Origin of the sequence: Streptomyces sp. NBC_01017 (genome assembly GCF_045162795.1) — a bacterium.
Taxonomy (GTDB): Bacteria; Actinomycetota; Actinomycetes; order Streptomycetales; family Streptomycetaceae; genus Streptomyces; species Streptomyces machairae.
The window spans coordinates 10232780-10254532 of sequence record NZ_CP108683.1 but is presented as its reverse complement, the minus strand read 5'-3'; the positions used below and the strand labels follow the sequence as shown (position 1 = coordinate 10254532).

The following is a 21753-nucleotide window of genomic DNA, read 5'->3' as shown; positions in this document are numbered from 1 at the left end:
TGGGACATGCGAAGAAACTGTCGTTGGACGTGATGGCAGGAGCGGTCGGACGCTCTGCGTATGACTTCTGCGACGACCGCTCCTGGTGCCTTCACCGCGGCCCGCACCACCGACCGTCTTGAAGCGCTTCTCGCCGGATTACGAGAAGACGTCGGGCGCGGCCTCCCGCCCGACCTGACCGCTCACCTCGTCGGTGAACGTCTCGCACCCCACCTGGGCGCGCCCGACCTGCTCACCGACGAGCAACAGCAGAGCGACCCGACCCAGTACCGGCAGCACCTGCTGCACGCGGAGCACGACGGGAGCTTCTCCGTCGTCGCGCTCGTCTGGCTGCCAGGCCAGGGAACGTCCGTCCACGACCACGTGTCCTGGTGCACCACGGGGGTGCACCAGGGCCAGGAGCGCGAGCGGCGCTACCGGCTCCTCCCGGCGGCGGACGGCGCCGCCAGGCTCGTCGCCACCACCGACGTGCTCAACAAGCAGGGTGAGGTCTGCGGCTTCGCCCCTCCCGGAGACATCCACCGGGTCTGGAACGCCGGCCCCTCCACGGCGATCTCGCTGCACGTCTACGGCGCGGACATCTCCCGCCTCGGCAGCAGCGTCCGCCGGGTCTACCAGCTGCCCGCCGACTGCTGATGGCCCTCCTCAGGGAGCGTCAAGCGCGACCCAGCCGGGAACGTGAAACGCCCGCCCTGCACCCGGGACTCCTCCTCGCGGCATGCGGCCTCGCCGTCGCCCTCGCCGTCCACCGGCTCGTTCCTGCTGTGCCGATGCTCACCGTCGCCGTGGTGCTCGGGATCATTGCCGCCCACCTCCCCCGGCTGCGAAGCGTGGTACGGGGATCCGCCCGCCCCGGACTGGGCTCCGCGGGCAGGCGGTTGATGCGTGTCGGCATCGTCCTCCTCGGGCTCCAGCTCGGCCTCGACGACGTGGCCCGGCTCGGCTGGGCGACGGTCGTCATGACCCTGGCTGTCGTCCTGGCCACGCTGTCCGGCACCTGGTGGCTGGCTCGGCGTCTGGGGCTGCCGAGGGACCAGCCCCTGCTCATCGCCGCGGGGTACGCGATTTGCGGTGCCTCAGCCATAGGCGCCGTGGGTGAGGCCAGGGGCAGCGACGAGCGAGACGCGGCCACTTCGGTGGCCCTGGTCACTCTCTGCGGGACGCTCGCCATCGCCGTACTGCCACTGCTCCAGGGGCCACTGGGACTGGGCGACGCCGAGTTCGGGCGCTGGGTCGGCGCGAGCGTGCACGATGTCGGCCAGGTCGTCGCCACGGCGCAGACAGCCGGTGACACGGCCCTCGGTGAGGCAGTGCTGGTGAAGCTGGTGCGGGTGGCGCTGCTCGCACCGCTCGTCGCCGCCGTCGCGCTGTCCTCGCGGCGCCCGAGGGGTGACGTGGTCGGGCTGGGCGAGCCGGACCGCAAACGGGCGCCGCTGATGCCGCTCTTCGTCGTCGGCTTCCTCGCGGCGGTGACTCTGCGCAGCACCGGGCTGCTGCCGGCCGAAGTCCTGAACGCCGCTCACACCGGGCAGGAACTCCTGCTTGCCGCAGCCCTGTTCGGGCTCGGCAGCGCGGTCGACCTCCCCTCCCTCGCGCGCACCGGCGCGCGGACGGCGCTGCTGGGCCTCTCGGCATGGCTGGTCGTGGCAGGCGTCTCGTACGCCGGGGTGCTGCTGGTCGCGCGGTGACGCAGATGCGTGCCGGCTGCCGCGCCCCCGGTTCGACATCGGATCATCCGGCAGCACGACACCAGGCCGCCGCTACTCCGGGAGGTTCACCGAGAACACCGGGCCGTCAGCGTTGGGATCCTCCGACCCGTTGTAGCTGACGGTCCCGCCCTCGTCGCCGACGTCGAGGATGAGATGTCCCGTCACGGACTGGCCGGGCTCGTACGCCCTGTCGAGACTCCGCCCGTCGCCGGCGCCGTCCCGCGTGGAGGCGTCCTGAGCAGCCGTGTCGGTGTCCTCCCACTCCATCCTGCCGTACGTCATGATCTCCGCCGGAGCAGCGCCCACGTTCTTCAACGTCAGCGTCAGCTTGACGTACTGGCCGTTCTCCGGCTCGTTCGACCTGTCGGCCTGCTCGGCAGTCACGTAATCCGCACTCACGACCTTGACGGACATCCTCGACGTGACCTCGTACTTCTCGCCGTCCTCGTCCGTCTCGCCAGTGGCGAACTCGCCCGTCTCCCCGACCTCCAGAACGGGGCCGGGACCGGATGAGGACGCAGACTTCGACGCCTCGACGGCCGCTTCGCCGACCGGTGCTTCGCCCGCCGGCTCCTGGCTTGCGACCGAATCCCCCGAGTCGCTCTGTGACGAACACCCCGCCAACAGAACGGCGGACAGCAACACTGCCGGCACACAGGCACGGCGAACGTAGGCGCGCATGGCGCATCCCCCCCATGAATCGGCGGCCTCCCCCGGCCACACGGAGCAGCAAGCGTAATACCCGGCGCAGGACGAGGCGAACGCATGGTCACTGTGTAAACCCTCTACGCTGCAACACGGTCGGCGACGCTCGTTGATCAGCGATCGGACTGGATCCCCCCGGGGTTCGAGCGCGGCACTTCAGGAGGATGGATGGGCAGCAACGAACGCACGTCCGCGTCCACGGCTACGCGCAAGAGCGCAGCCGCGCTGCTGGCACGGCGCAGCCCTCGCTCGGTTCGCGCAGCCGTGTTGTTCCTCCACGGCGGCCAAGCGCACAGTCGGGCCACGTCGCGCAGTTGGTATCCCTCACCGGTCCGGATGAGACCCTTCGTACGGGCAGTCGCGGCGGCCACGCCGGATGACGATGTCCTGCTGGCAGAGGTGCGCTACAGGGTGTGCGGCTGGAACGGTCACGACGCCGATCCTGTCCGCGACACCCGGCGGGCGCTCAGGGAACTTGCCGCGCTGGCCGAAGACGTACCGGTCGTCCTGGTCGGCCACTCCATGGGAGGCCGTGCGGCGTTGCGCGCGGCCGTCGCCCCGCAGGTACGGGCGGTCCTCGCGCTTGCGCCCTGGTGCCCGGAAGGGGAGCCGGTGGCACACCTGCGAGGCAAGGAGGTGATCGTGCTCCACGGTGACCGCGACCGGGTCACCGATCCACACGCGTCGGCGTCGTTCGTGAGCCGCGCGCGTGCGGCCGGCGCACGGGCCGAACTGAAGATCATGGCCGGAGGGGGCCACGCCATGCTCCGTCGGAGCGGGCACTGGCACCGCACCGCCGCGTCGACCGTGGTCGGCCTACTGGCCGACGCGGACGCGATCCGATGAGCCCTTCCCAGCAACCCCGCCTGCAGTCGGCCCGTTCGTCGCTCCGGTATGGGGAACGTCAGTCGGTGTAAACCTCGGCGCGGTCCACGCTCACGAACGCTGCCCCGGAGGAGGAATTGCGTTCCCCAGTGACGCGCACCTGTAGCGTATGCGCGCCGTACGGCAGCCGCGCACTGAGGTACTGAAGCGTCTCACCGGTGCGGATCGCTCCGTAGAAGTCGATGCGTTGTTCGGCACCCCCGTCGATGCGGATGGCCGCGATGCCGTTCCCCGTGTCCTTCACGGAGAGCAGGGCGATCCTGGTGCCGGTGAAGTTGAACGTCGCGGTATTGCCGGCCCTGTCACTCCAGTGATCGTCGCTCCAGAAACACTGCGCCGCGCAGCCCGTGCCCGAGTTCCAGGCACCCTGGTACGTCACTGTGCCGCTGCCACTGGAACGGCCGTCGTCGTTGATCCAGTAGTTGCCCGACCCGGGGTCGCCGGCGGGCAGGTCCTGCGTGGCGCCCAGGGCGAGCGGGGTACCGAGGTCCGGGCTGCCGTCGGCACGCCAGCCGATCTTCTGGGCACGGGTCGTGCGGTTGGTGTAGGTGAAGACCGACGTGGTCTTCGCGTGGTAGATGATCCAGTCCTCCGTTCCGTCGGGAGAACGGAAGAAGGCGTGGTGACCGGGACCGAACACGCCCCTGGCATCGTTGCGTGAGAAGACGGGCCCGCTGTGCTGGATCCAGTTGCCGGGCACCAACGGGTCGGCGCCATTGGGCAGGGACATCATCCACACCTGATAGTCGGGCTTGCCGGTGTCGCACGCCGAGTACGTCATCCAGGTACGGCCGTTGCGGTACAGGAACTCGGGGCCCTCACGGACCTCGGGGCATCCTCCGGCCCCGTCGAGGGCAATGGCGTTGCCGGAGACGGTGTAGGGGTTCGACATGGGCGCGATGTTCACGCCGTTGTGCTGATAGGCGTTGATGCCGCTGTAGGCGAGGTAGAGCTTGCCGTTGTGCTGGAGGATCCCTGGGTCGATGGCGAAGTCGTCCGTGTGGTTGGGCGGGGCGAGCTTCGCCTTGAAGTGGTACGGCCCCGTCGGATCGTCGGCCTGCGATTCAAGGACGTACAGCCGGTGGTGGTCGTCCACTCCGTCATCGGCCGTGTAGTACATGTACCAGCGGTTGTTGAAGCGGTAGAACTCGGCTGCCCAGATGTGCTGGTTGCGTGAGGCGTCGGTGTCCTTCCACACCGTGATCGGGTCGCCCGCGAGCAAGGTGCTCAGCGAGGAGGAGCGCCACATCTTGATGCTGTCGCCCTGGGTGGTGGTGAGGTGGTAGGCCCCGTTCGCGTACGTCATGAACGGGTCGGGCCCTGTGTTGAGCGGATTGCGGAAGGATCCCGCTGCTGCGGCTACCGGTGCCGCGTTCACCGTGCGGTCCGTGGCAGTGGCAGTGGCAGTGGCCTGCGGTACCCAGATCAGGCTGACGAGCAGGGCGGACAGGGCGGTCACCAAGGTGGTGACGGAACGAGCGCGCATCGGCGACTCCCCACATCTCTCGAAGTGGCTTGGGTTGCGGACAGCGCAACATGCGCTGGCGGTTGTCCATGGCACCACAGCTATTACATCGATGTAAAGAGCGGTGCAGGCAGAGGTAACGGTCCGTCAGCCGGCATACCGGCACCGTTTTACCCAGGTGCCCACCAACCGCCCGATCTCCTACCCTGTGCCGGGCGGCTGAGCGGGGGGATCGGCGATGAGCATGTACTTGGAGATGGGTGACGAGACTCTATGGAACCCGTCGAGCGGTGCCGGCCGCCCCTTCCTCCGGCAGGTCGAGGTCTTCGAGACGGAGCTCAAGCTGCCCTCGGGAATCGGCCAGGGCAAGTATTGCGGTGACCCGGACACACTCGAGGTCGATCCGGTCGTGTACGCGGAGTTCGCACGCGGCCTGGTCGCCTGGCACTGCCGGACGGGGCACTCCGTGATCCTCGCGCTCTCCGAGGGGTTCGTGGCGACGGCGGTCGCGCTCGCACGGCGCGCGGGAATCGAGGTGGAGATGCCCGAAGCGGGGTCCGACCACGTGGATGGTGGCGTCCGGCGCGACGTGCAGGTCCCCAGCAGTCCCTGGGCCGTGTCAGCCACGGTCGTCACCGCGCTCGACACGCGGGCGCGGGAGATGGATCGCTGGATGGCCCGCTGAGCCGGCGCAGGTCTCGGCTCGCTGCTGCCAACCGAGACAGACCTGTTCCGCCGGAACGAGGCGACGCGATCGGCCGCGGCCCCCTTTTACTGCCCCCGTACGCTGACCGAGTCGATGGCGCACAGCGACCAGTCCAACTCACCATGGACGCGGGCTCGTCCAGGCTGACACGGTGGCTCCGGGCCCGGGCCGGGGCCCGGAGCCGGACCCGGTCCCGGCTCCACTGGGCGGACGCCGGTAGACCAAGGGCCAGGCCGGGCCGAACACAGGTGCCAGCTGCTGCCAAGTGCAGCCCGAGGTGCAGTTTTGTGGTGCCGGGCTGTCATCAAGTGTGATCGCTGCCGTGACGGGCCGACGCGGGTAAGAACTGGCCGGGGCGATCCGGGCCATGAGGCGGCACGAGCAGATATGTCGCCATCCCAGCCGTGACCAGACCCGCCGCGAGGAGCAGACCCTGCGGCAGCGTCATGCCCGTGATCAGCATCGCCACGGAGAGGGTCAGCAGGGCCCAGGCCCGGCCTCGTCGTCGCCGGTCTTCGCGCAGCTGACGCCCCGCTCGCGGATTGCGGGCGGCATGAGGGCCGCTCGGCTGCGTACGGGTTTCGTAGTGCCGGGGATCGGTACCGGGGTGGGGCATGACTCCCTCCTTGCGGGAACCGGCGGCAGGTTGGGATCCATGCCACCGTCACATGCGGCCGCGCGGCTTCGCCATCGGGCGCAGTACCCATTTCTGGGTGCGTACCGACGCCATCGTGCGCAGGTCATGGGTGGCGACCTCGGTGGCCTGCCGGGGCAGTGGTCACTTCCGGCAGCGCCGGGGAACCGAGCCTTGCCTGCGTGCGTTTGTGGAGTTCGATGGCGAGGGGTGTGGCGGTGAACATGGAGGAGTAGGTGCCTACGGCGAGGCCGATGAGCAGGGCGAGGGCGAAGTCGGTGAGGGAGTCGCCGCCGAGGACGGTCAGGGCTGTGAGGATGAAGGCGGCGCCCATGCCGGTGTTGATGGTGCGGGGCAGGGTCTGTAGGAGAGCTCGGTTGGCGATGGCTGCGAAGGGTGCCTTGGGGTCGCGTCGGCTCAGGTCCCTGATGCGGTCGAATACGACGACGGAGTCGTTGACCGAGTAACCGATGACGGTGAGCAGCGCGGCGAGGAAGACGCCGTCGATGGGTTTTCCGAGCCAGGCGAAGATACCGGTGAGGATCACCACGTCGTGGGCGAGGGCAGCGACCGCAGATGTGCCGAATAGCCAGCGGAAGCGTGCCGCGAGGTACAGCAGTTGAGCGCCCAGGGCGACCGAGAGAGCGATCAGAGCGCCCTGGCGCAGTTCCTTGCCGAGACTGGGGCCGATGGCTTCGTCGCGGATCTTGTCGGCGTCGCCGGCCAGGGCGCCGATGGTTTGGGTGACGGTGGCCGCTTGTGCGTTCGTCAACTGGTCGGTGCGGACGGTGAGCTGGGTGTCGCCGGATGTCTGGACGACGGCGCGGGGGAACCCTGCGTCGGCAAGGACGGTGCGGGCGCGGTCGGGGTCGACGGGGGTGGCGGTGGTGTATTCGATGAGACGGCCTCCGGTGAATTCAACGCCGAAGTCAAGGCCGCGTGCGGCGATTCCGGAGGCGGCCAGGACCAGGACGGTGGCGGAGGCGGCCAGCCAGCGCCGGGGGCTGCGCATCACGTGGGGGTTGGTGCGGGTGAGGCGGTCGCGGACCGCGCCGGTGTGGGCGATGCCGGTGAGGCGTGGGCGGCGGCGCAGCCAACGCCGGGAGGCGGCGTACTCGGCGAGGGCACGGGTGATGACCAGGGCGCTGAACATGGAGGCGAGGACGCCGATGCCCAGGGTGACGCCGAAGCCGCGCACGGGCCCTGAAGCGAGGAGGAACAGCAGGCCGGCGGCGATGAGGGTGGTGACGTTGGAGTCGGCGATCGCGCTCAAGGCGCCGCGGAATCCCGCGGTCAGGGACGAGCGCGGGCTGGGCCGGTTGCGGGCGGCGTACTCTTCACGGGCGCGTTCGAAGACCAGGACGTTGGCGTCGACGGCCATGCCGATGGCCAGCACGAACCCGGCAAGACCCGGCAGGGTGAGGGTGGCACCCAGGGCGGCCAGCGCCGCGTAGGAGATCAGGCCGTAGCAGGCCAGCGCCATGGTGGCCAGAGCGCCCATGAGCCGGTAGATCACGATGATGAACAGCGCGGTCAGCGTGGTGCCCACGGCGGCGGCCCAGGCGCCGGCGGTTATGGCCTGCGCGCCCAGGGTGGGGCCGACGGTGCGCTGTTCGACCGTTTCGACGGGTACGGGCAGCGCGCCGCCGTTGATGAGCAGGGCCAGTTCTTTGGCTTCGTCGGCGGTGAAGGATCCGGTGATCTGAGTGGTGCCGCCGCTGATGCCGGAACCGCATCCGACCGTGGGGTCGACCTGCGGCGAGGAGATGATCTTGTTGTCCAGGACGATGGCGACGCGGCGGGATGGATCCCCTGCGGGGTGGCAGGCGGCCTGGCCGGTCAGGCGGGCCCAGCCGTCGCGGCCGGAGCCCTCGAAGTCGACGGCGACCTGCCATCCGGCAGCGCTTCGCTGGTCGAACCGGGCGGCTGCCTCCTTGACGTCCTTGCCAGTCAGCGAGGCTGCTTCAAGGCTCAGGAGCCGGCCGGACTCGTCGGCCAGAACTTGCCGGCGTGGTCGTTTGGGCAGCGGTTTGGCGGTGTCGTCGGCACCGGTGGCCGTGCCGACGACGCGGTGGAAGGTGAGCTGGGCGGTGCGGCCGAGCACGTCCGCGGCCTTGGCCGGGTCCTGTACGCCGGGCAGTTCGACGACGATCCGGTTGTCGCCGGATCGGGCGAGGGTGGGTTCGGCGACGCCGAGCGCGTCGATGCGGCCGCGTAGCACCTCCAGGGTTCGGTCGGTGGCATCGCTGCCGGCGTCGGCGGTGGCGGTGGCGGTGGGGCGGGTTTCCAGCACGATTTGTGTACCGCCGCGCAAATCGAGTCCGAGGTGGACAGGGACGGTGAGGGCGACGTACAGCGACAGGGCAAGGGCAGCGAGGGCGAGCAGCCCTCGGATGCGCAGGGCGCGGGTCAAGTGGGCCTCCGGCAGGCACACCACGGCCAGGGCAGTGGCAGCGGTGACGAGGAAGTTGGGAGAGGTTCAGGTGCCTGAGGCTGGTGGTGGTGCCCGCCCTTGGTGACGGCCTGTCAGGTGCGGAGATGCAGGCCGGTTCGCCGTCGGCAGGGACGTGTGTGCGGACTGCGGCGGGCAGTAGGCCCTGATGCACGAGGCAAGGGTGGCGGTGACCGGCGGTGAAAGACGCTCGTCCGGGATGTCGCGATGGCCTCGGACCAGCGCGTTGCGGACAGCGAAGTGCCCATCGTCCGCGTGCGGTTCGCCGGCGGCCTGTGCAACTCCGGGAGTCAGAGCCGCGCTGTCGGTGAAGTCAGGGTTGCCCTGCGCCGACGGGCTGACCACAGCGGCGAGGATGGCCAGCAGGACAACGATCACTGCGGCTGGGCCGAGGCCACCCGCGCGGGGGACGGTTTGCAAGGAGCGTGCCATGCGCCGTCCCCTTCTTGGTCTGGCGGTGGCTCGGTGAGAGCCGGGCTGTCCGGGCTGTCGGGGACCTCAAGGTCCTGGCTGGGGAGTGGCAGCCGGAACCTTGAGGCAGTTCAGAAGGGCGAACCGGGTCAGGGTTCGATGAGGCCGGCGCGGATGGCATAGCGGGTGAGTTCCAGACGGTCTCGCAGGCCGAGTTTGTGCAACAGGTTCGCCCGGTGCCGGTGGACGGTCTTGATGCTGATGAAGAGCATCTCGGCGATCTCCTTCGAGGAGTGGCCCTCGGCAACGAGCTTGAGCACCTCCTCTTCCCGGGGCGTCAGCACCTGGTCGGGAGGTTCCTCGCCCTGACGGACGCGGTCGAGGTAGTTGCGGATGAGGGCGGTGACCGCACCCGGGTAGAGGAAGGGCTCGTCACGCATGGCCGCCCGGCAGGCGGCGACCAGGTCGCGGTCGGCCACAGACTTCAGCACGTACCCGCTGGCGCCGGCCTTGAGCGCCTGGAAGAAGTACTGCTCGTTGTCGTGCATGGTCAGCATCAGCACGCGCAGGTCCGGCTTCAGCGCGATCAGTTCGCGAGCGGCCTGCAGGCCGGTCATCCGGGGCATGGCGATGTCCAGCACGACCAGGTCGACCTCGTGGGTGCGGGCCAAGCCGATCGCCTCGGCGCCATCGCCGGCCTCGGCGACGACCTGAAGGTCCGGCTCCTGGTCCAGGATGAGCCGCACGCCGCGCCGCACCAGCGCGTGGTCGTCGGCGAGGAGAATCCGGATCACGGGCGTGTCGGTTGTGGTCATGACTGCTTCCTGGAAACGGGCACGGTCAGCCGGACCTGTGTGCCGGCCGACGGTTGGGAGGTGACATCCAGCGTGGCCGCGATGAGCAGCGCCCGCTCGCGCATCCCGCGGAGCCCCGCGCCTTCCCGTGCGACTCCTGTCCCTCTGCCGTCGTCCGCGACGGCCAGCACCACCGTGTCGTCCGTGTGGGTCAGGCGCACCTCCACCCGGTCGGCCTCGGCGTGGCGGGCCACGTTCGTCAGGGCCTCCTGAGCGACGCGGTACAGCACCAGTTCGGTTTCCTGGTCCAGTTCGGGCAGGCCGACATCGAAGTGGCGCACCACGCGCAGCCCGGTGTGGGTGGCGAACTCGGTGGTCAGCGAGGTCAGGGCGCTGACCAGGCCGAGATCCTCCAGTACGCCCGGCCGTAGCCGGCGCACCAGACGGCGGACCTCGTCCAGGCTCCCCCGGGTGATCTCCTGTGCCTGCTGGAGATCACCGCGCAAGGGCTCATCCGCGTCGTCCGCTGCCCGTTTCAGCGTCAGCAGGACCGCGGTCATGCTCTGGCCGACCTCGTCGTGGAGTTCCTGGGCGATGCGGCGCCGCTCGGCCTCCTGCGCGAGCAGTGCGCGGGCGCTGCTCGCGGCCCGCTCATGCTCAAGCCTCTCCAGCATGGCGTTGAAGGTGCGGATCAGCTCGGCGGTCTCACCGCGGCCGTGCTCCGGCAGCCGCTGCCCGGGGCGCAGCAGGTCGACGGTGGTCATCAACCGGGTGAGCCGGTCCAGGGGGGCGAGCCCGATGCGCAGCAGGGCGGCGTTGGCGATCAGCATGACAGCCAGGCCGGCCACGAGGATGATCGCCTCGGTCAGCAGGACCGGTACGGAAACGGTCACCGGAGCCCACAGCAGCAGTGCGGTCGCGCCTCCCAGCACCACGGCGTTGAGAGCGAAGATCCGCCAGAACAGGGACACCGGGATGACGCCTTCCTTTTCGTGACACGGCTCTGTCTGTCTTGTCGGTCGCCGCGTTCCCCGAGCATGAGCCGCGGCCACTGCTCTGACCGGCCTGCTGCCAGCCTGCCCCGGCCGGCTGGATCCGTCGATGGGCTCCAATGCCCATTTCCGCACCTCGGCGTGCATACGGCGCGGTGGGCACCGGTAACGGCCGCAGATGGGTATCACGCCCGATGGGTTTCACGCGGCGTGTCGGACACGGTGGGGGCATGACCACCAACCGTGATCCCCCCGACGCCTCGGCTCCCAGTACCGCTTCCGTACGGCATCCGCGCCATCCGCACCATCCGTCTTTCGTAGGTAAGGACCGACCATGTCGCTCGATACGCCCCGCACCGAAACCCGTCCTGTGCGTCTGACCGCGCACGAGGCCCGCCAACGCCTGGAACACGAACGAGGCTCCCGGCTGACGCAGTTGCAGGCCATGGACGAGGCCGGGCCTGACGCGACGGAGCAGCTGATGTCGGTACAGAAGGACACGATTGAACGGGTCCTCAAGGAGATCGAGGCTGCCTTTGCCCGTGTCGACGACGGCAGCTACGGAATCTGCCTGGGCTGCTCCACGCCCGTCCCGGTCGAGCGCCTGGAGATCCTGCCCTACACACGCTTCTGCGTCTCCTGCCGGCGCAATGCCGCCTGACACAACCGCCCACCCAGTCTCCGTCTCCCGCCCTGCCCGAGGGGTGAAGTGGTGAACCAGCAGATCATCAGCGGCCGCGACACGACCCTGTCGGTCGAGGACCTTGCCGCGCTGCGCGAGAACCTGCACGAGCAGCGTCTGTTCCGCCAGGAACAGCTCCAGCAGCTCACAGTCCCCGCCACGAGCCGCACCGAGGCGCTGCTCGACCGGCGGGCCGCTTCTCAGCTCGAAGTGCACGTCAAGCTCGCCGCCTCCGCCCGCATGGTGCTCGCCGACGTGGAAGCGGCCCTGACGCGCATGGATCAGGGCCGCTACGGCCCCTGCCACCTGTGCCGCAGGCCCATTGCCCGCGAGCGTCTGATGATCGTGCCGCAGGCCCGCTACTGCGCCCGCTGCCAGCAGGTCAGAGAGGCCGGACGATGACGACACCAGCCCGACCCCGTACCGCGACCGCCCCGAACCGTACCTGGCCCTTGTACCGCCAGTGTTCCGGCATCGCCCTCGACCTCGGCAGCGCCCGAACGCGCGCCTGGGTGTCGCACGCCGAACAATCCTCGACGTGCCCACGGTGACCTTGCCCGTCGACGGCACGATCCACCCCATCCTGCGCGGCACCATCGTCGACACCCCGCCACCGCCCGGATGCTCGACCGCCTGCTCGGCCACCTCCTGCCGCGATTCGGCAGTCGCCTGATCGTCCTGACCACGCCCGTCCAGGGTGGAGTCACCTCCCGGAGGGATGCCGCACCGCACTGGAGCCCCTGCGGCCGCACACCGTGCTGACCGTCCGCTCCGCACGAGCCGTGGCCACGGCCGCCGGTGCCGATCTGACCCGGCCGCTGCTCGTGGTGGACATCGGCGCCGACATCACCGAGGTCGTCCTGCTCGCCGACGGCACCGTGACCGATGCCCGCCACGCCGTCCTGGGCACCAGCGACCTGGACAGTCTCACCCCGCCCACACACGACGTACCGTGCGATCTCATTGCCATGCACTACAAGTATCTTGCGACGCATGGCAATGGCTGACTATCTTGTACCGCATGACAAAGGGGCGGCCCGCCGGCGGTGACCAGCGTCGTAGCCAGATGCTGCGTGGAGTGCTCGATCTGTGCCTGCTGTCGCTGATCGCCGAACGGCCGCGCTACGGCTTTGAGTTCGTGACGGCACTCACCGACAGCGGGCTCGATCTCGTGAGCGAAGGCAGTATCTATCCGTTGCTCGCCCGGATGGAGCGGGAGGGGCTCATCTCCTCGTACAGCGCCCCGTCGGCCAGCGGTGGCGCCCCACGCAAGTACTACCGCCTGACCGAAGCGGGACGTACCGAACTGACCAGTGGCCGGGCCGTGTGGCACGCCTTCAGCGGGCGTGTGGGGCGGATCCTGACCGACACCGAACCCACGGGGGGAAGCGCACCATGACGGAGGACCAGCGAACCATGACGAACCAGCAGGTACTCGCGGTCTGCCGCAGCAACTGGGAGTACCGGGGCATCGACGACGGATCCGTCAGGGAGATGCTCGACGAGCTCTCCGCGCATCTGGAGGACGCGGCGGCCGCAGGGCGCACGCCTCAGGACGTCGTGGGCGACGACGTCAAGGAGTTCGCCGCGTCCTGGGCGCGGGCCCGAACTCCCTTCCCCCGACGGCTGTTGCGCACGGCGGCGATGGTCTGCTTCGTGATCGGCTGGCTGCTGCTGGCCACGTGCCTGGTCCGGTGGACCACCGAACGGGTCGTGAGCATTGACGAGGTCGCTTTCTGGGCCGTCGTCGCAGCGGTCACGGTCGCCTGGGAACTGCGGCGCGGCCGCCTGGGGCTCGGTAGGAATCTTGCGGTCGCCCTGGTCGCCGGCTTGGGCGCAGTGCTGCTCTCCCAGTGGCTGGTCGGCGACGGGGCGCTGTTCACATTGCCACTGTGGGTCGCCCCGGCGCTGCTCCTTCCCGGACTGCCGTACGCCGTCGCCGATGCGCGGGGCAAAAGGAACACCGCACCCGGCGCCTCCTAGGGGCTGTCCTGGCGATCATGAGCGGAGCCAGATGACGAGTGCTGCGGCGGTGACGGTGCCGAGGTGGACGTAGGCGCGTTTGTCGTAGCTGGTCACCCCCACGCGGAACTGTTTCAGCTCGTTGATCGCCCGCTCGACAGTGTTGCGCTTGGCGTACCGCTCCTTTTCGAAGCCGGGCAGTCCTGACTGCCTGGGAGGAGCCCCCTTTGACGCGCGGGGGCGGCGAGTGTCGGGCACCGGCCGCGTGCTGGTGAGCGCGCACGGAGGTGGAGTCCACGGACACGTCCCAGTGGATGTCCCCGGCCGCGTCCGCCTCGGCCTGCACCCGCTGGAGCAGCCGCTCCCACGTTCCATCCGCCGACCAACGCCAATGCCGCTCGTGAACGGTCTTCCAGGGACCGTAGCGCTCCGGCAGGTCACGCCACTGCACACCGGTGCGGATCCGGAAAAGCACCCCGTTCAGCACCTGGCGGTGATCCCGCCACTGGCCACACCGCCCGTTGCTCACCGGGAGGAACGGCGCAAGCGGCTCCCACTGAGCATCCGTCAGATCACCCCTATGCCCCGCAGTCCTATCAACGGCTCAACCTGATCGCCAGGCCACGGCCTAGCTCTCGTTTCGCTCCTCTGGCGCCGGCGCCGCCGGGCCGCACACACTACTCAGGCCGCTGTATGTCCAGTGGCGGTCGAAGTCGCCGTTGGCTAGCAGTGCGCGGATTTTCAGGACGGCTTCGGCGCCGGCGCCCCGCCCGGCCGTTGACGCGTTCGTCCGACAAATTCGCTACCCGGCGGCCGGAGCGCCGTGGTACACAGCCGCAGTGCAAAACATCTTGGAGTTCCCCGAGGTCCTGCGGCTGATCGAAGACCGCTCGGCCGCGTTCCGCGCTGCGATCGCGTCCGCCCCCGACCTTGACATCCAGGTCCCGACCTGCCCGGACTGGACGCTGCGCGAACTGGCGCAGCACCTCGGTGACGGCCGCCGCCGCCAGGCCGCCATCGTCGCGGCGGGCCCGGGGGCTGAGCCCCCGGCGAGGACGGACCCGAAGGGCGCCCCGACCGCGCCCCGCGACCGCGAAGCCCTGGACGCCTGGCTCGCCGAGTCGACGGACCTCATGCTCGACGCGATGCGCGAGGCCGGCCCGGACCGCGGCTGCTGGACCTGGTGGGGCCGCTCGCAGGCCCCGGAGACCAGCGGAGCCGTGGCCCGGCACCAGATCCAGGAGATCGCCGTCCACACCTACGACGCCCAGCTCACCCAGGGCGCCGCACAGCCGCTGCCGACGGACGTCGCGGTCGAGGGCGTCGACGAGTTCCTGACGACCGTCTCGGCGACGACCGTCCCCTGGCCGTTCAAGCCGGCAACCATCGACCTGCACACGACCGAGGGCCGCTCCTGGCGCCTGACCCTCAACGCCGACGGCGTCCGCTGCGACGACCTCGCCGCCGACGCGGAGCCGGGCGACATGGCGATGCGAGGCGCAGCGAGCGAACTCGTCCTCTACTTCTACGAGCGCGTCCCGCTCGACGGCCTGGAGACCACCGGCGACACCGAGCCGATGGAGCAGCTCGCAGACTGGGACCCGAACGCGTAGAACGCGCACTTGTGACGCATCTGTCGGTGGTGCACGCGCTCCTGCGGGCGCCACTGGGCCCGGGGTTGCGGACATCGCGCGGCTGCGGGCAGGTTGCGGGCCTGCTGTTCAAGGGCGAAAGGCGCACCTGCGGGCGGCTGCCGCTGCACTGGGGGACACTGCGCGGCGCCGGTGCTGCTGTTCAAGGGCGAAGGGCTCTCGGTCGTCCTGACGCCCGGTCAGCGGGCCGACTGCACCCAGTTCGAGGCTGTCATGGAACGGATCCGGGTGTCCCGCCTGGCCATCGGCCGGCCTCGCACGACACCCGACAGCGTCAGCGCCGACAAGGGCCACAGCAACCGTCACACCCGCGCCTACCTGCGTGGACACGGTATCCGGCACGTCATCCCGGACGCGAACCGACCAAGCGGGTCGGCCGTCTGCGGCGCGGGAGCACCGGTGGCCGGCTACCCGGCTTCGACATGGAGCGGTACGCCAAGCGCAACACTGTCGAGCGGGCGATCAACAAGCCGAAACAGTTCCGCGCGGTCGCGACCAGCTACGACAAACGCGCCTACTTCCACCTCGGCACCGTCACCGCCGCAGCACTCGTCGCCGTGACCACACAGGCCCGAAGCCCTTGACTACACGACCTTGACCTCAAGGCGAGTGACCCCGTGATACCCGGCAACGGAGCCTCCGCGAAAACCCGTTGGTGGACCACGGCGCCCACCGCTACTTTTCCGGAGGCCGTGCGAGAGAACGAGGAGGTGGTACCCGTGAACGCAGTATCGACATGGGTGCTCCCCTCCGGGGTCACGGTCGGGCGATAGGCAGGTCGTCCGGGAGCGCCGTTCAAGCGCACTCCCGAAAGGCACGACCATGCAATTCACTTCCGAACAGCGCCTCGACGACGGCGTCCTCGAGCGCGAATTCACCCTCGGCGAGATCCCCGGCACCCTGTGGACACCGGAATCTGCCGCACCGGCCACACCGGTCCCTTTGATCCTGATGGCCCACAACAACGGCCTGCCCCGGCGGCAATCGCGGCTGGTGGCCCGGGCCCGGCACTCCGCGGCGTACGGCTACGCGGTGGCCACCATCGACGCCGCCGGGTGCGGTGACCGGCCCCGTTCCGCCGCCGACGAGAAGGCCCGCGCCGACCTCCGCCGGGCGATGCAAACCGGCGAGCCGGTCGACGAGATCTTCGAGTCCGTCGTCGGCCCGCTGGTCGCACATGCGGTCCCGGATTGGCAGACCACCCTGGACGCCCTCCTTTCGCTGCCCGAGATCGGCGGCCCGGTCGGGTACTCGGGGTGGACCGCCGTCGGCATTCGGCTGGCGGTGGTCGAGCCGCGTATCGCAGCCGCCGGTTTCTTCGCCGGGGGCTATGTGCCCACCGCTCAGCGCGAGGAGGCCCGACAGGTCACCATTCCGCTGCTGTTCCTGCTGCAGTGGGACGACGAAGGGAACCCCCGGCAGCGGGCCCTGGACCTGTTCGAGGCTTTCGGAGCCAAGGAGAAGACACTGCACGCCAATTTGGGCGGGCACACGGGTACCCCGTGGTTCGAGGTGGACGACGGGAACCGGTTCTTCGGCCGGCACCTGAAGTGAGGCCGGGCGGTCAGGCCGGTAGCCGTGGGTAGGGCGAACCGGCCCGCCAAGGGCCCCATTTGACCGTCGACTGCTTCCTCCAACGGGCGGGATCCATGGCCGTGATCCGCTTGAGGCCACGGTGGGCATCCGATGCCGCCGCTCCTCAAGCGGATCCCTCTCGGTCACAAGCGGACGACCATGAGGGCAATGTCGTCGGGAGCGCCCCTTGCAACGCCGAGGCGGGTCAACAGTTCGTCGGCGACCTGGTCACGGGCGCGAGAGCTGACCTGGGCCAGGGCCGTCGTCAGGCGGGGCCGCCGGCGTCCGGAGTCGCCGCAGTCGGACGCGTCCCGAGGCCAGTGCGGTTTCCAGCCTGTGGATCCTGGCTACGGTCGAGGTGCCCGCCGGGTCTGCTCGTCGCCCTCGCGGTAGAGCACCAGGTGCTCATGGAAGAGGACGCCGTCGCGGACGTCGCCGGTGGCGGTGAAGCCGGTGTCGTCGACGTAGTCGATGTGGTTGCCGGTGACCGTATAGCTGCCGGTGTAGGCGCTGCGGCGGTTGCCGCGGGCTTCGTCGTAGCGGCCGTCGGGCAGGAGTTCCTGGCGGATGAAGCCGTCCGCTGTCACCCACATCCCGACGTAGGGGTGAGGGTCGCGGGGTGTGTCGGTGCTGGTCATGACTCTACGGTCACCGGGGCGGCCGGCGGCAACCAGGCCGCAGTCTCCCCAGGTGGGAGCTTCCTGGGTGTCGCGCACCCAGGATCCTGAACGACGAGTCCCACGGTCCGGCCGGTCCGGTGCGGTGCGGCAGTGGCGTGGGCCGAGGCCCATGCCCCATTTTCGCGGGCGGGGACGGATCGTGGGTGCCCGACACCCAGGTACAGCGCGGCCTGGTTCCGGATCCACCGCGCGCCGAACCTGGTGGTCGGGCGGCCCCCGCAGCTGCCGAACTCTCGCCTCGGACCTGCACCGGCGCTCATCTCGCGCAGCGGGGAAACCGACGCGGCGACCCCACTGAGGAGCAGGCGATGAGCACCACCGATACCGACAACGTGAGCTGGAACTCCGAGTCCCTCAAGGAGATCCTGTCGAATGACAAGGGGCGTCCCGTCCTCTTCGCCCACGCCCGCATCCTGACGATGGACCCGCTGATCGGAACCATGAGCGGCGCCGACCTCCTGTTCGTCGGCTCCCTGCTCGTGGGGGTCGGCCCGGGCATCATCACCGCGGCGGGGGACGACGACGCCATCGTCGTCGACTGCACCGGCCTGACCATCGCGCCAGCCGTCGTGGACACCGTCGCACTGTCCGGTGGCCGCGGCCACCGCTCCGAGTACGTCGCGACACTGGCCCCGGGCAACACCCCCGACTTTCTGGTGCTGCCAGACGAACTCGCCGCCGACGTGCCGAGCGCGGTGGCCACCCTCATGACCCGGCCCGGGCAGGTCCGCGCACTCGTCGCAGCCGGCCGCCCTGTCCTGTGGGCCGGCACCGACGTTCCGGGTCGGGCCACCGCCCCCGAGGCGGGCATCCCGGCCGCCGCGGACCTGACCGGCAGCCCGCGCGTAGGCGTCTGGATCGACAGGAACGACTTCCTGCACCAGGAACTCACTGCCGACGGCCGCTACGACGAGACCCGGGGCGGGCGCCCGCACGCCTACCAGGGCCGGTACTGGATCGACGGCGACCGCATCGACTACCTGGACAACCTCGGCTTCTGGGCCTACGGCGAGTTCCAGGGCGCCGAACTGCACCACGCGGGCTATGTCATGAAGCTCGGCTGACCCTCCCCCCTCCCTCTCCATCCCACGGCCCACGGCCCACGGCGCCCACGGCGCCCACGGCGCCCACGGCCCAACCTCACGGCCCCGTCCGCCGTACCAAAGGAAGACCTCTCATGAACGTCAACGACACCACCAGCGCCGCCGTCCTCGAAGAGCTCCGGCGCCGGCCGGCCGACCGGCGGCGCATCCTCTTCACCGGCGCGACCATCGTCACCATGGACCCTGACCTCGGCGTCATCAACGGCGGCGACCTGCTCGTCGAGGGCGACACGATCACCGCCGTCGGCCGTCACCTCGACGCGGACGGTGCCGTGGTCGTCGACGCCACCGGCACGATCCTCACCCCCGGATTCGTCGACACCCACCGCCACGCCTGGCAGGCCCAGCTGCGTCGGATCATGCCGGACGTCGACGACCTCGGCGGCTACGTCATGTCCACCCTGGCCGGATACGCCACCGTCTACCGGCCCGAGGACATGTACATCGGTACCCGGCTGGCCGCCCTGACCGCGATCGACAGCGGCATCACGACGATGCTCGACTTCTCCCACAACTCCCGCACCCGCGAGCACTCCGACGCCGCCATCGAGGCCCTCGTCGACACCGGCATCCGCGGCGTGCACGCCGCCATGGGGCCGCACTTCGGCGAGTGGGACCGGCAGTGGCCCGGCGACCTGACCCGCCTCAAGGACCAGTACTTCCGCAGCAGCGAGCAGTTGCTCACGCTGCGCCTGGCGACGCTGGCCACCGACGAGATCGCCGGCCCGGTTCTCGCCTACGGCCCCGAACTCGCGCGCGTTGCAGAGGAGTTGGGCATCGGCGTGAGCGTGGATGCCGTCTTCGGCACGTCCTCCTCCGAGGCGGTCCTGCGCTGGGCCAAGGACGGCATCCTCAGCCCCGACGTCACGCTCATCCACTCCACGGGACTGACCTCCGAGGCGTGGAAAGCCATGGGAGGGACTGGTACCACGGTCGCCCTCGCCCCCACCTCCGACGCCCAGATCGGACTGGAGACCGCGATACCGGCCGTCGACGAGGCCCTCGCCGTCGGCATCCGCCCCGGACTGAGCATCGACGTCGAAGTCGCCCTGGCCAGCGACATGTTCACGCAGATGCGGGCACTGCACGCCATCCAGCGGATGCGCGCGGTCCACGCCGCCTACGGCACCGACAATCAGCTCTTGCGCATCACCACTCACGACGTCCTGGACTTCGCCACCCTCCAGGGCGCCCACACCAACGGCCTGGCCGGCGTCACCGGCTCGCTCACTCCGGGCAAGAAGGCCGACCTGCTGGTCATCCAGGCCGAGGACCTCAACAACATGCCGCTCAACGACCCGATCGGCACGATCGTGCTGGGCTCCGACGCCCGCAACATCAGCGCCGTTCTCATCAACGGCGAGCCCCGTAAGTGGGACGGACACGTCCTCGACATCGACCTGAACGCCCTGCGCAATGAGGTGCACGCCTCACGCGAGTACGTACTGAACGCCTCGGCCACCTGAACATCCCCGCCGCCCCGGCATTGCCTCCATCGTTCCCCTACGACTGCTTGTTCTGGTCGGCCGCAAAACGCCTAGTCTTGCCCCATGAGCAGTGGGACACCTTTGGGTGCTTTCCTCAGAGCCCGCCGAGAAGCCATCAAGCCACACGATGTCGGTCTTCCCGAACACGGGCGACGCCGGGTGCCGGGACTGCGCAGAGAGGAAGTCGCGCAGCTCGCCGGGGTCAGCGCCGACTACTACATCAGGCTGGAACAGGGGCGCGAGAACGGCCCGTCCCCGCAGGTCCTCGATGCCGTGGCACGGGCCCTGAAACTGAATGCAGAAGCCACCGACCATCTCAACCGCCTCTGCCTCACCGCCTCGCAGCGACCACGCGACTGGGGCGAGACGGACGTCAGCGAGCAGTTGTTGCAGCTGATGAACGGATGGGAGCACACTCCGGCCTTCGTCATCGGCCCGGCCCTCGACGTCATGGCGGCCAACTCTCTCGCCACAGCCCTCCACAGCGGGTTCGAGAAGTTCGACAACCTCGCCCGCATGATGTTCGTCGACCCCGCAGGACGCGAGTTCTACCAGGAATGGGAGCGAGCCGCGCACTCCTGCGTGGGTGAAATCAGGGCCGCGTACGGACACGACCCCGGATCGCCCCGCATCGCCGACGTCGTAGCGGAACTGTCCTCCCAGAGCGTGGAGTTCGCCGAAATCTGGCGGATGCACGACGTGAAGGCGAAGGCCCAAGAGGGCAAGCACCTCAAACACCCCGATGTCGGAGATCTGCACATCAAGTTCGCGACTTTCACCGTCAACGGGGCCTCGCACCAGCAACTGGTCGTTTATCAGGCCGAACCGGCCGGCCCGACAGCGGCAGCCTTCGAGACGCTGAGGGCCATGGCCACCGGGAAAGTGTGAACTGCTGCGGATACACAGGGCGTTCGGACGTAGGTTGTGCCGTGAAACATCCACACTGCGGTTCAAGAACGGACACGACTTATGACCGACCCCGTGACGACGCCGGAACCGGCGAACCATCAGAAGATCGACACTTCGGTTCCGCACTCCGCCCGCATCTGGAACTACTGGCTCGGCGGCAAGGACAACTACCCCGTCGACGAAGAAGCAGGCGACGCGTACACCGCGGTCTTCCCCGGCATCGTCACCATCGCCCGCTCCAGCCGCGCCTTCCTGCGCCGCAACATCACGTATCTCGTCTCCGAGGCGGGCATCCGGCAATTCCTGGACATAGGCACCGGTCTTCCAACCGCCCAGAACACCCATGAGGTCGCCCAGCAGCTGGCCCCCGAGACACGGATCGTTTACGTCGACAACGATCCGATGGTGCTCGCCCACGCTCGCGCCCTGCTCTACTCCACCCACGAGGGTGCGACCGCCTACATCGACGCCAACGTGACGGACCCGGACCGCATCCTGGCAGCCGCCGCCGAGACACTGGACTTCGGCCGCCCCACCGCGCTCATCCTCAGCAACATCCTGGGCCACGTCCCCGACTACGATCAGGCCCGCTCCATCGTCACCCGGCTGATGAGCGCCCTGCCCTCGGGCAGCTACCTCTCCATCAACGACGGATCGCGCGGCATCGACCCGGTCTTCGAGCAGGCCCAGGACGCCTACAACAGCAGCGGCGCCGTCCCTTACAACCTGCGCACGGTCGATGAGATCACCACGTTCTTCGACGGTCTGGACCTCATCGCACCTGGCGTCGTCTCGGTGACGCAGTGGCGACCGGAGCCGGGTTCGCCCACCGGGGAGGTCGTCGCCGAGCACGGCGGTCTTGCCCGGAAGGCGTAGGACCGGGCGTCTGCCGGCAGCTCCGAGAAGGTCGTCCGCGTTGGCATGCCGCTGCCCACGAAGACCGGTCGTCC

The 21753-nt window shown here is 69.3% G+C and carries 22 protein-coding genes and 3 pseudogenes; 17 read left to right on the top strand and 8 right to left on the bottom strand.

The window, feature by feature from the left end:
• The first annotated feature begins 60 nt into the window (after nucleotides 1-60).
• Together OG331_RS46810 and OG331_RS46805 are read left to right on the top strand one after the other, a co-directional pair.
• Nucleotides 61-636, top strand: a complete 576-nt coding sequence (locus OG331_RS46810; RefSeq protein WP_406209196.1) for a cysteine dioxygenase — start codon at nucleotides 61-63, stop codon at nucleotides 634-636.
• Nucleotides 636-1688 carry a YeiH family protein gene (locus OG331_RS46805; RefSeq protein WP_406209193.1) on the top strand — a complete coding sequence of 351 codons (1053 nt, stop codon included), beginning with the start codon at nucleotides 636-638 and terminating at the stop codon, nucleotides 1686-1688. Before OG331_RS46810 ends, OG331_RS46805 begins: the two co-directional genes overlap by 1 nt.
• 72 nt (nucleotides 1689-1760) lie before the next feature.
• Here OG331_RS46805 and OG331_RS46800 read toward each other — a convergent pair whose 3' ends face one another.
• Nucleotides 1761-2390 (bottom strand): hypothetical protein, encoded by a 630-nt coding sequence (locus tag OG331_RS46800; RefSeq protein WP_406209190.1) that lies wholly within the window; start codon nucleotides 2388-2390, stop codon nucleotides 1761-1763.
• A 192-nt stretch (nucleotides 2391-2582) separates the two neighbouring features.
• Between OG331_RS46800 and OG331_RS46795 the strand changes: the two genes are divergently transcribed.
• Nucleotides 2583-3260, top strand: a complete 678-nt coding sequence (locus OG331_RS46795) for an alpha/beta hydrolase (RefSeq protein ID WP_406209188.1) — start codon at nucleotides 2583-2585, stop codon at nucleotides 3258-3260.
• A gap of 58 nt (nucleotides 3261-3318) precedes the next feature.
• Here the strand turns inward: OG331_RS46795 and OG331_RS46790 are convergent, their stop codons facing one another.
• Nucleotides 3319-4785, bottom strand: a complete 1467-nt coding sequence (locus OG331_RS46790) for a glycoside hydrolase family 43 protein (protein ID WP_406209185.1) — start codon at nucleotides 4783-4785, stop codon at nucleotides 3319-3321.
• Nucleotides 4786-5002: 217 nt separating this feature from the next.
• Between OG331_RS46790 and OG331_RS46785 the strand changes: the two genes are divergently transcribed.
• The gene (locus OG331_RS46785; RefSeq protein WP_406209183.1) at nucleotides 5003-5449 is read left to right on the top strand and encodes a DUF6086 family protein; all 447 of its coding nucleotides are present in this window, start codon (nucleotides 5003-5005) and stop codon (nucleotides 5447-5449) included.
• Nucleotides 5450-5774: 325 nt separating this feature from the next.
• On the opposite strand, the gene OG331_RS46780 is transcribed toward OG331_RS46785, so the two are convergent.
• The 4 genes from OG331_RS46780 to OG331_RS46765 form a co-directional block, all read right to left on the bottom strand.
• Nucleotides 5775-6086, bottom strand: coding sequence for a hypothetical protein (locus OG331_RS46780; RefSeq protein WP_406209180.1), 312 nt, complete (start codon nucleotides 6084-6086; stop codon nucleotides 5775-5777).
• Between the two features lie 124 nt (nucleotides 6087-6210).
• Nucleotides 6211-8517, bottom strand: coding sequence for a protein translocase subunit SecD (gene secD, locus OG331_RS46775; RefSeq protein ID WP_406209177.1), 2307 nt, complete (start codon nucleotides 8515-8517; stop codon nucleotides 6211-6213).
• A 599-nt stretch (nucleotides 8518-9116) separates the two neighbouring features.
• On the bottom strand, nucleotides 9117-9782 hold the full coding sequence (locus OG331_RS46770) for a response regulator (protein WP_406209175.1): 666 nt from the start codon (nucleotides 9780-9782) through the stop codon (nucleotides 9117-9119).
• Nucleotides 9779-10732, bottom strand: coding sequence for a HAMP domain-containing sensor histidine kinase (locus OG331_RS46765; protein WP_406209172.1), 954 nt, complete (start codon nucleotides 10730-10732; stop codon nucleotides 9779-9781). The genes OG331_RS46770 and OG331_RS46765 overlap by 4 nt, the downstream gene beginning before the upstream one ends.
• Before the next feature lie 355 nt (nucleotides 10733-11087).
• Here OG331_RS46765 and OG331_RS46760 point away from each other — a divergent pair, with 355 nt between their 5' ends.
• From OG331_RS46760 to OG331_RS46740, 5 genes and pseudogenes are all read left to right on the top strand, one after another.
• Complete coding sequence (locus tag OG331_RS46760) at nucleotides 11088-11414, top strand: TraR/DksA C4-type zinc finger protein (protein WP_406209169.1); 327 nt, start codon at nucleotides 11088-11090, stop codon at nucleotides 11412-11414.
• 48 nt (nucleotides 11415-11462) lie between these two features.
• Entirely contained in the window at nucleotides 11463-11837 is a 375-nt protein-coding gene (locus OG331_RS46755) for a TraR/DksA family transcriptional regulator (protein WP_406209166.1), read from the top strand.
• A pseudogene (locus tag OG331_RS46750) lies at nucleotides 11834-12373 on the top strand (rod shape-determining protein); the annotation flags it as partial. The gene OG331_RS46755 and the pseudogene OG331_RS46750, both read left to right, overlap by 4 nt.
• Before the next feature lie 83 nt (nucleotides 12374-12456).
• Nucleotides 12457-12834 carry a PadR family transcriptional regulator gene (locus OG331_RS46745; RefSeq protein WP_406209164.1) on the top strand — a complete coding sequence of 126 codons (378 nt, stop codon included), beginning with the start codon at nucleotides 12457-12459 and terminating at the stop codon, nucleotides 12832-12834.
• Between the two features lie 17 nt (nucleotides 12835-12851).
• On the top strand, nucleotides 12852-13418 hold the full coding sequence (locus tag OG331_RS46740; protein WP_406209161.1) for a hypothetical protein: 567 nt from the start codon (nucleotides 12852-12854) through the stop codon (nucleotides 13416-13418).
• Between the two features lie 15 nt (nucleotides 13419-13433).
• Here OG331_RS46740 and OG331_RS46735 read toward each other — a convergent pair.
• Nucleotides 13434-13968, bottom strand: a pseudogene (locus OG331_RS46735) (IS5 family transposase).
• Nucleotides 13969-14236: 268 nt separating this feature from the next.
• Here OG331_RS46735 and OG331_RS46730 point away from each other — a divergent pair.
• From OG331_RS46730 to OG331_RS46715, 4 genes and pseudogenes are all read left to right on the top strand, one after another.
• A complete protein-coding gene (locus OG331_RS46730; protein ID WP_406209159.1) occupies nucleotides 14237-15010 on the top strand; it encodes a maleylpyruvate isomerase N-terminal domain-containing protein in 774 nt (257 codons plus the stop codon).
• A 93-nt stretch (nucleotides 15011-15103) separates the two neighbouring features.
• A pseudogene (locus tag OG331_RS46725) lies at nucleotides 15104-15388 on the top strand (transposase); the annotation flags it as partial.
• Between the two features lie 83 nt (nucleotides 15389-15471).
• Nucleotides 15472-15633, top strand: a complete 162-nt coding sequence (locus OG331_RS46720) for a hypothetical protein (protein ID WP_406210946.1) — start codon at nucleotides 15472-15474, stop codon at nucleotides 15631-15633.
• Nucleotides 15634-15871: 238 nt separating this feature from the next.
• Nucleotides 15872-16603, top strand: coding sequence for a dienelactone hydrolase family protein (locus OG331_RS46715; protein ID WP_406209156.1), 732 nt, complete (start codon nucleotides 15872-15874; stop codon nucleotides 16601-16603).
• Nucleotides 16604-16971: 368 nt separating this feature from the next.
• On the opposite strand, the gene OG331_RS46710 is transcribed toward OG331_RS46715, so the two are convergent.
• Complete coding sequence (locus OG331_RS46710; RefSeq protein ID WP_406209154.1) at nucleotides 16972-17262, bottom strand: Atu4866 domain-containing protein; 291 nt, start codon at nucleotides 17260-17262, stop codon at nucleotides 16972-16974.
• A gap of 350 nt (nucleotides 17263-17612) precedes the next feature.
• Between OG331_RS46710 and OG331_RS46705 the strand changes: the two genes are divergently transcribed.
• The 4 genes from OG331_RS46705 (at nucleotide 17613) to OG331_RS46690 (ending at nucleotide 21679) form a co-directional block, all read left to right on the top strand.
• A complete protein-coding gene (locus tag OG331_RS46705) occupies nucleotides 17613-18368 on the top strand; it encodes an Atu4866 domain-containing protein (RefSeq protein WP_406209151.1) in 756 nt (251 codons plus the stop codon).
• 113 nt (nucleotides 18369-18481) lie between these two features.
• Nucleotides 18482-19873: an amidohydrolase family protein gene (locus OG331_RS46700; protein WP_406209149.1), complete on the top strand. Its 1392-nt coding sequence runs from the start codon at nucleotides 18482-18484 to the stop codon at nucleotides 19871-19873.
• 84 nt (nucleotides 19874-19957) lie between these two features.
• Complete coding sequence (locus OG331_RS46695; protein ID WP_406209146.1) at nucleotides 19958-20782, top strand: helix-turn-helix transcriptional regulator; 825 nt, start codon at nucleotides 19958-19960, stop codon at nucleotides 20780-20782.
• A gap of 81 nt (nucleotides 20783-20863) precedes the next feature.
• A complete protein-coding gene (locus OG331_RS46690) occupies nucleotides 20864-21679 on the top strand; it encodes an SAM-dependent methyltransferase (RefSeq protein WP_406209143.1) in 816 nt (271 codons plus the stop codon).
• Nucleotides 21680-21753 lie beyond the last annotated feature (74 nt).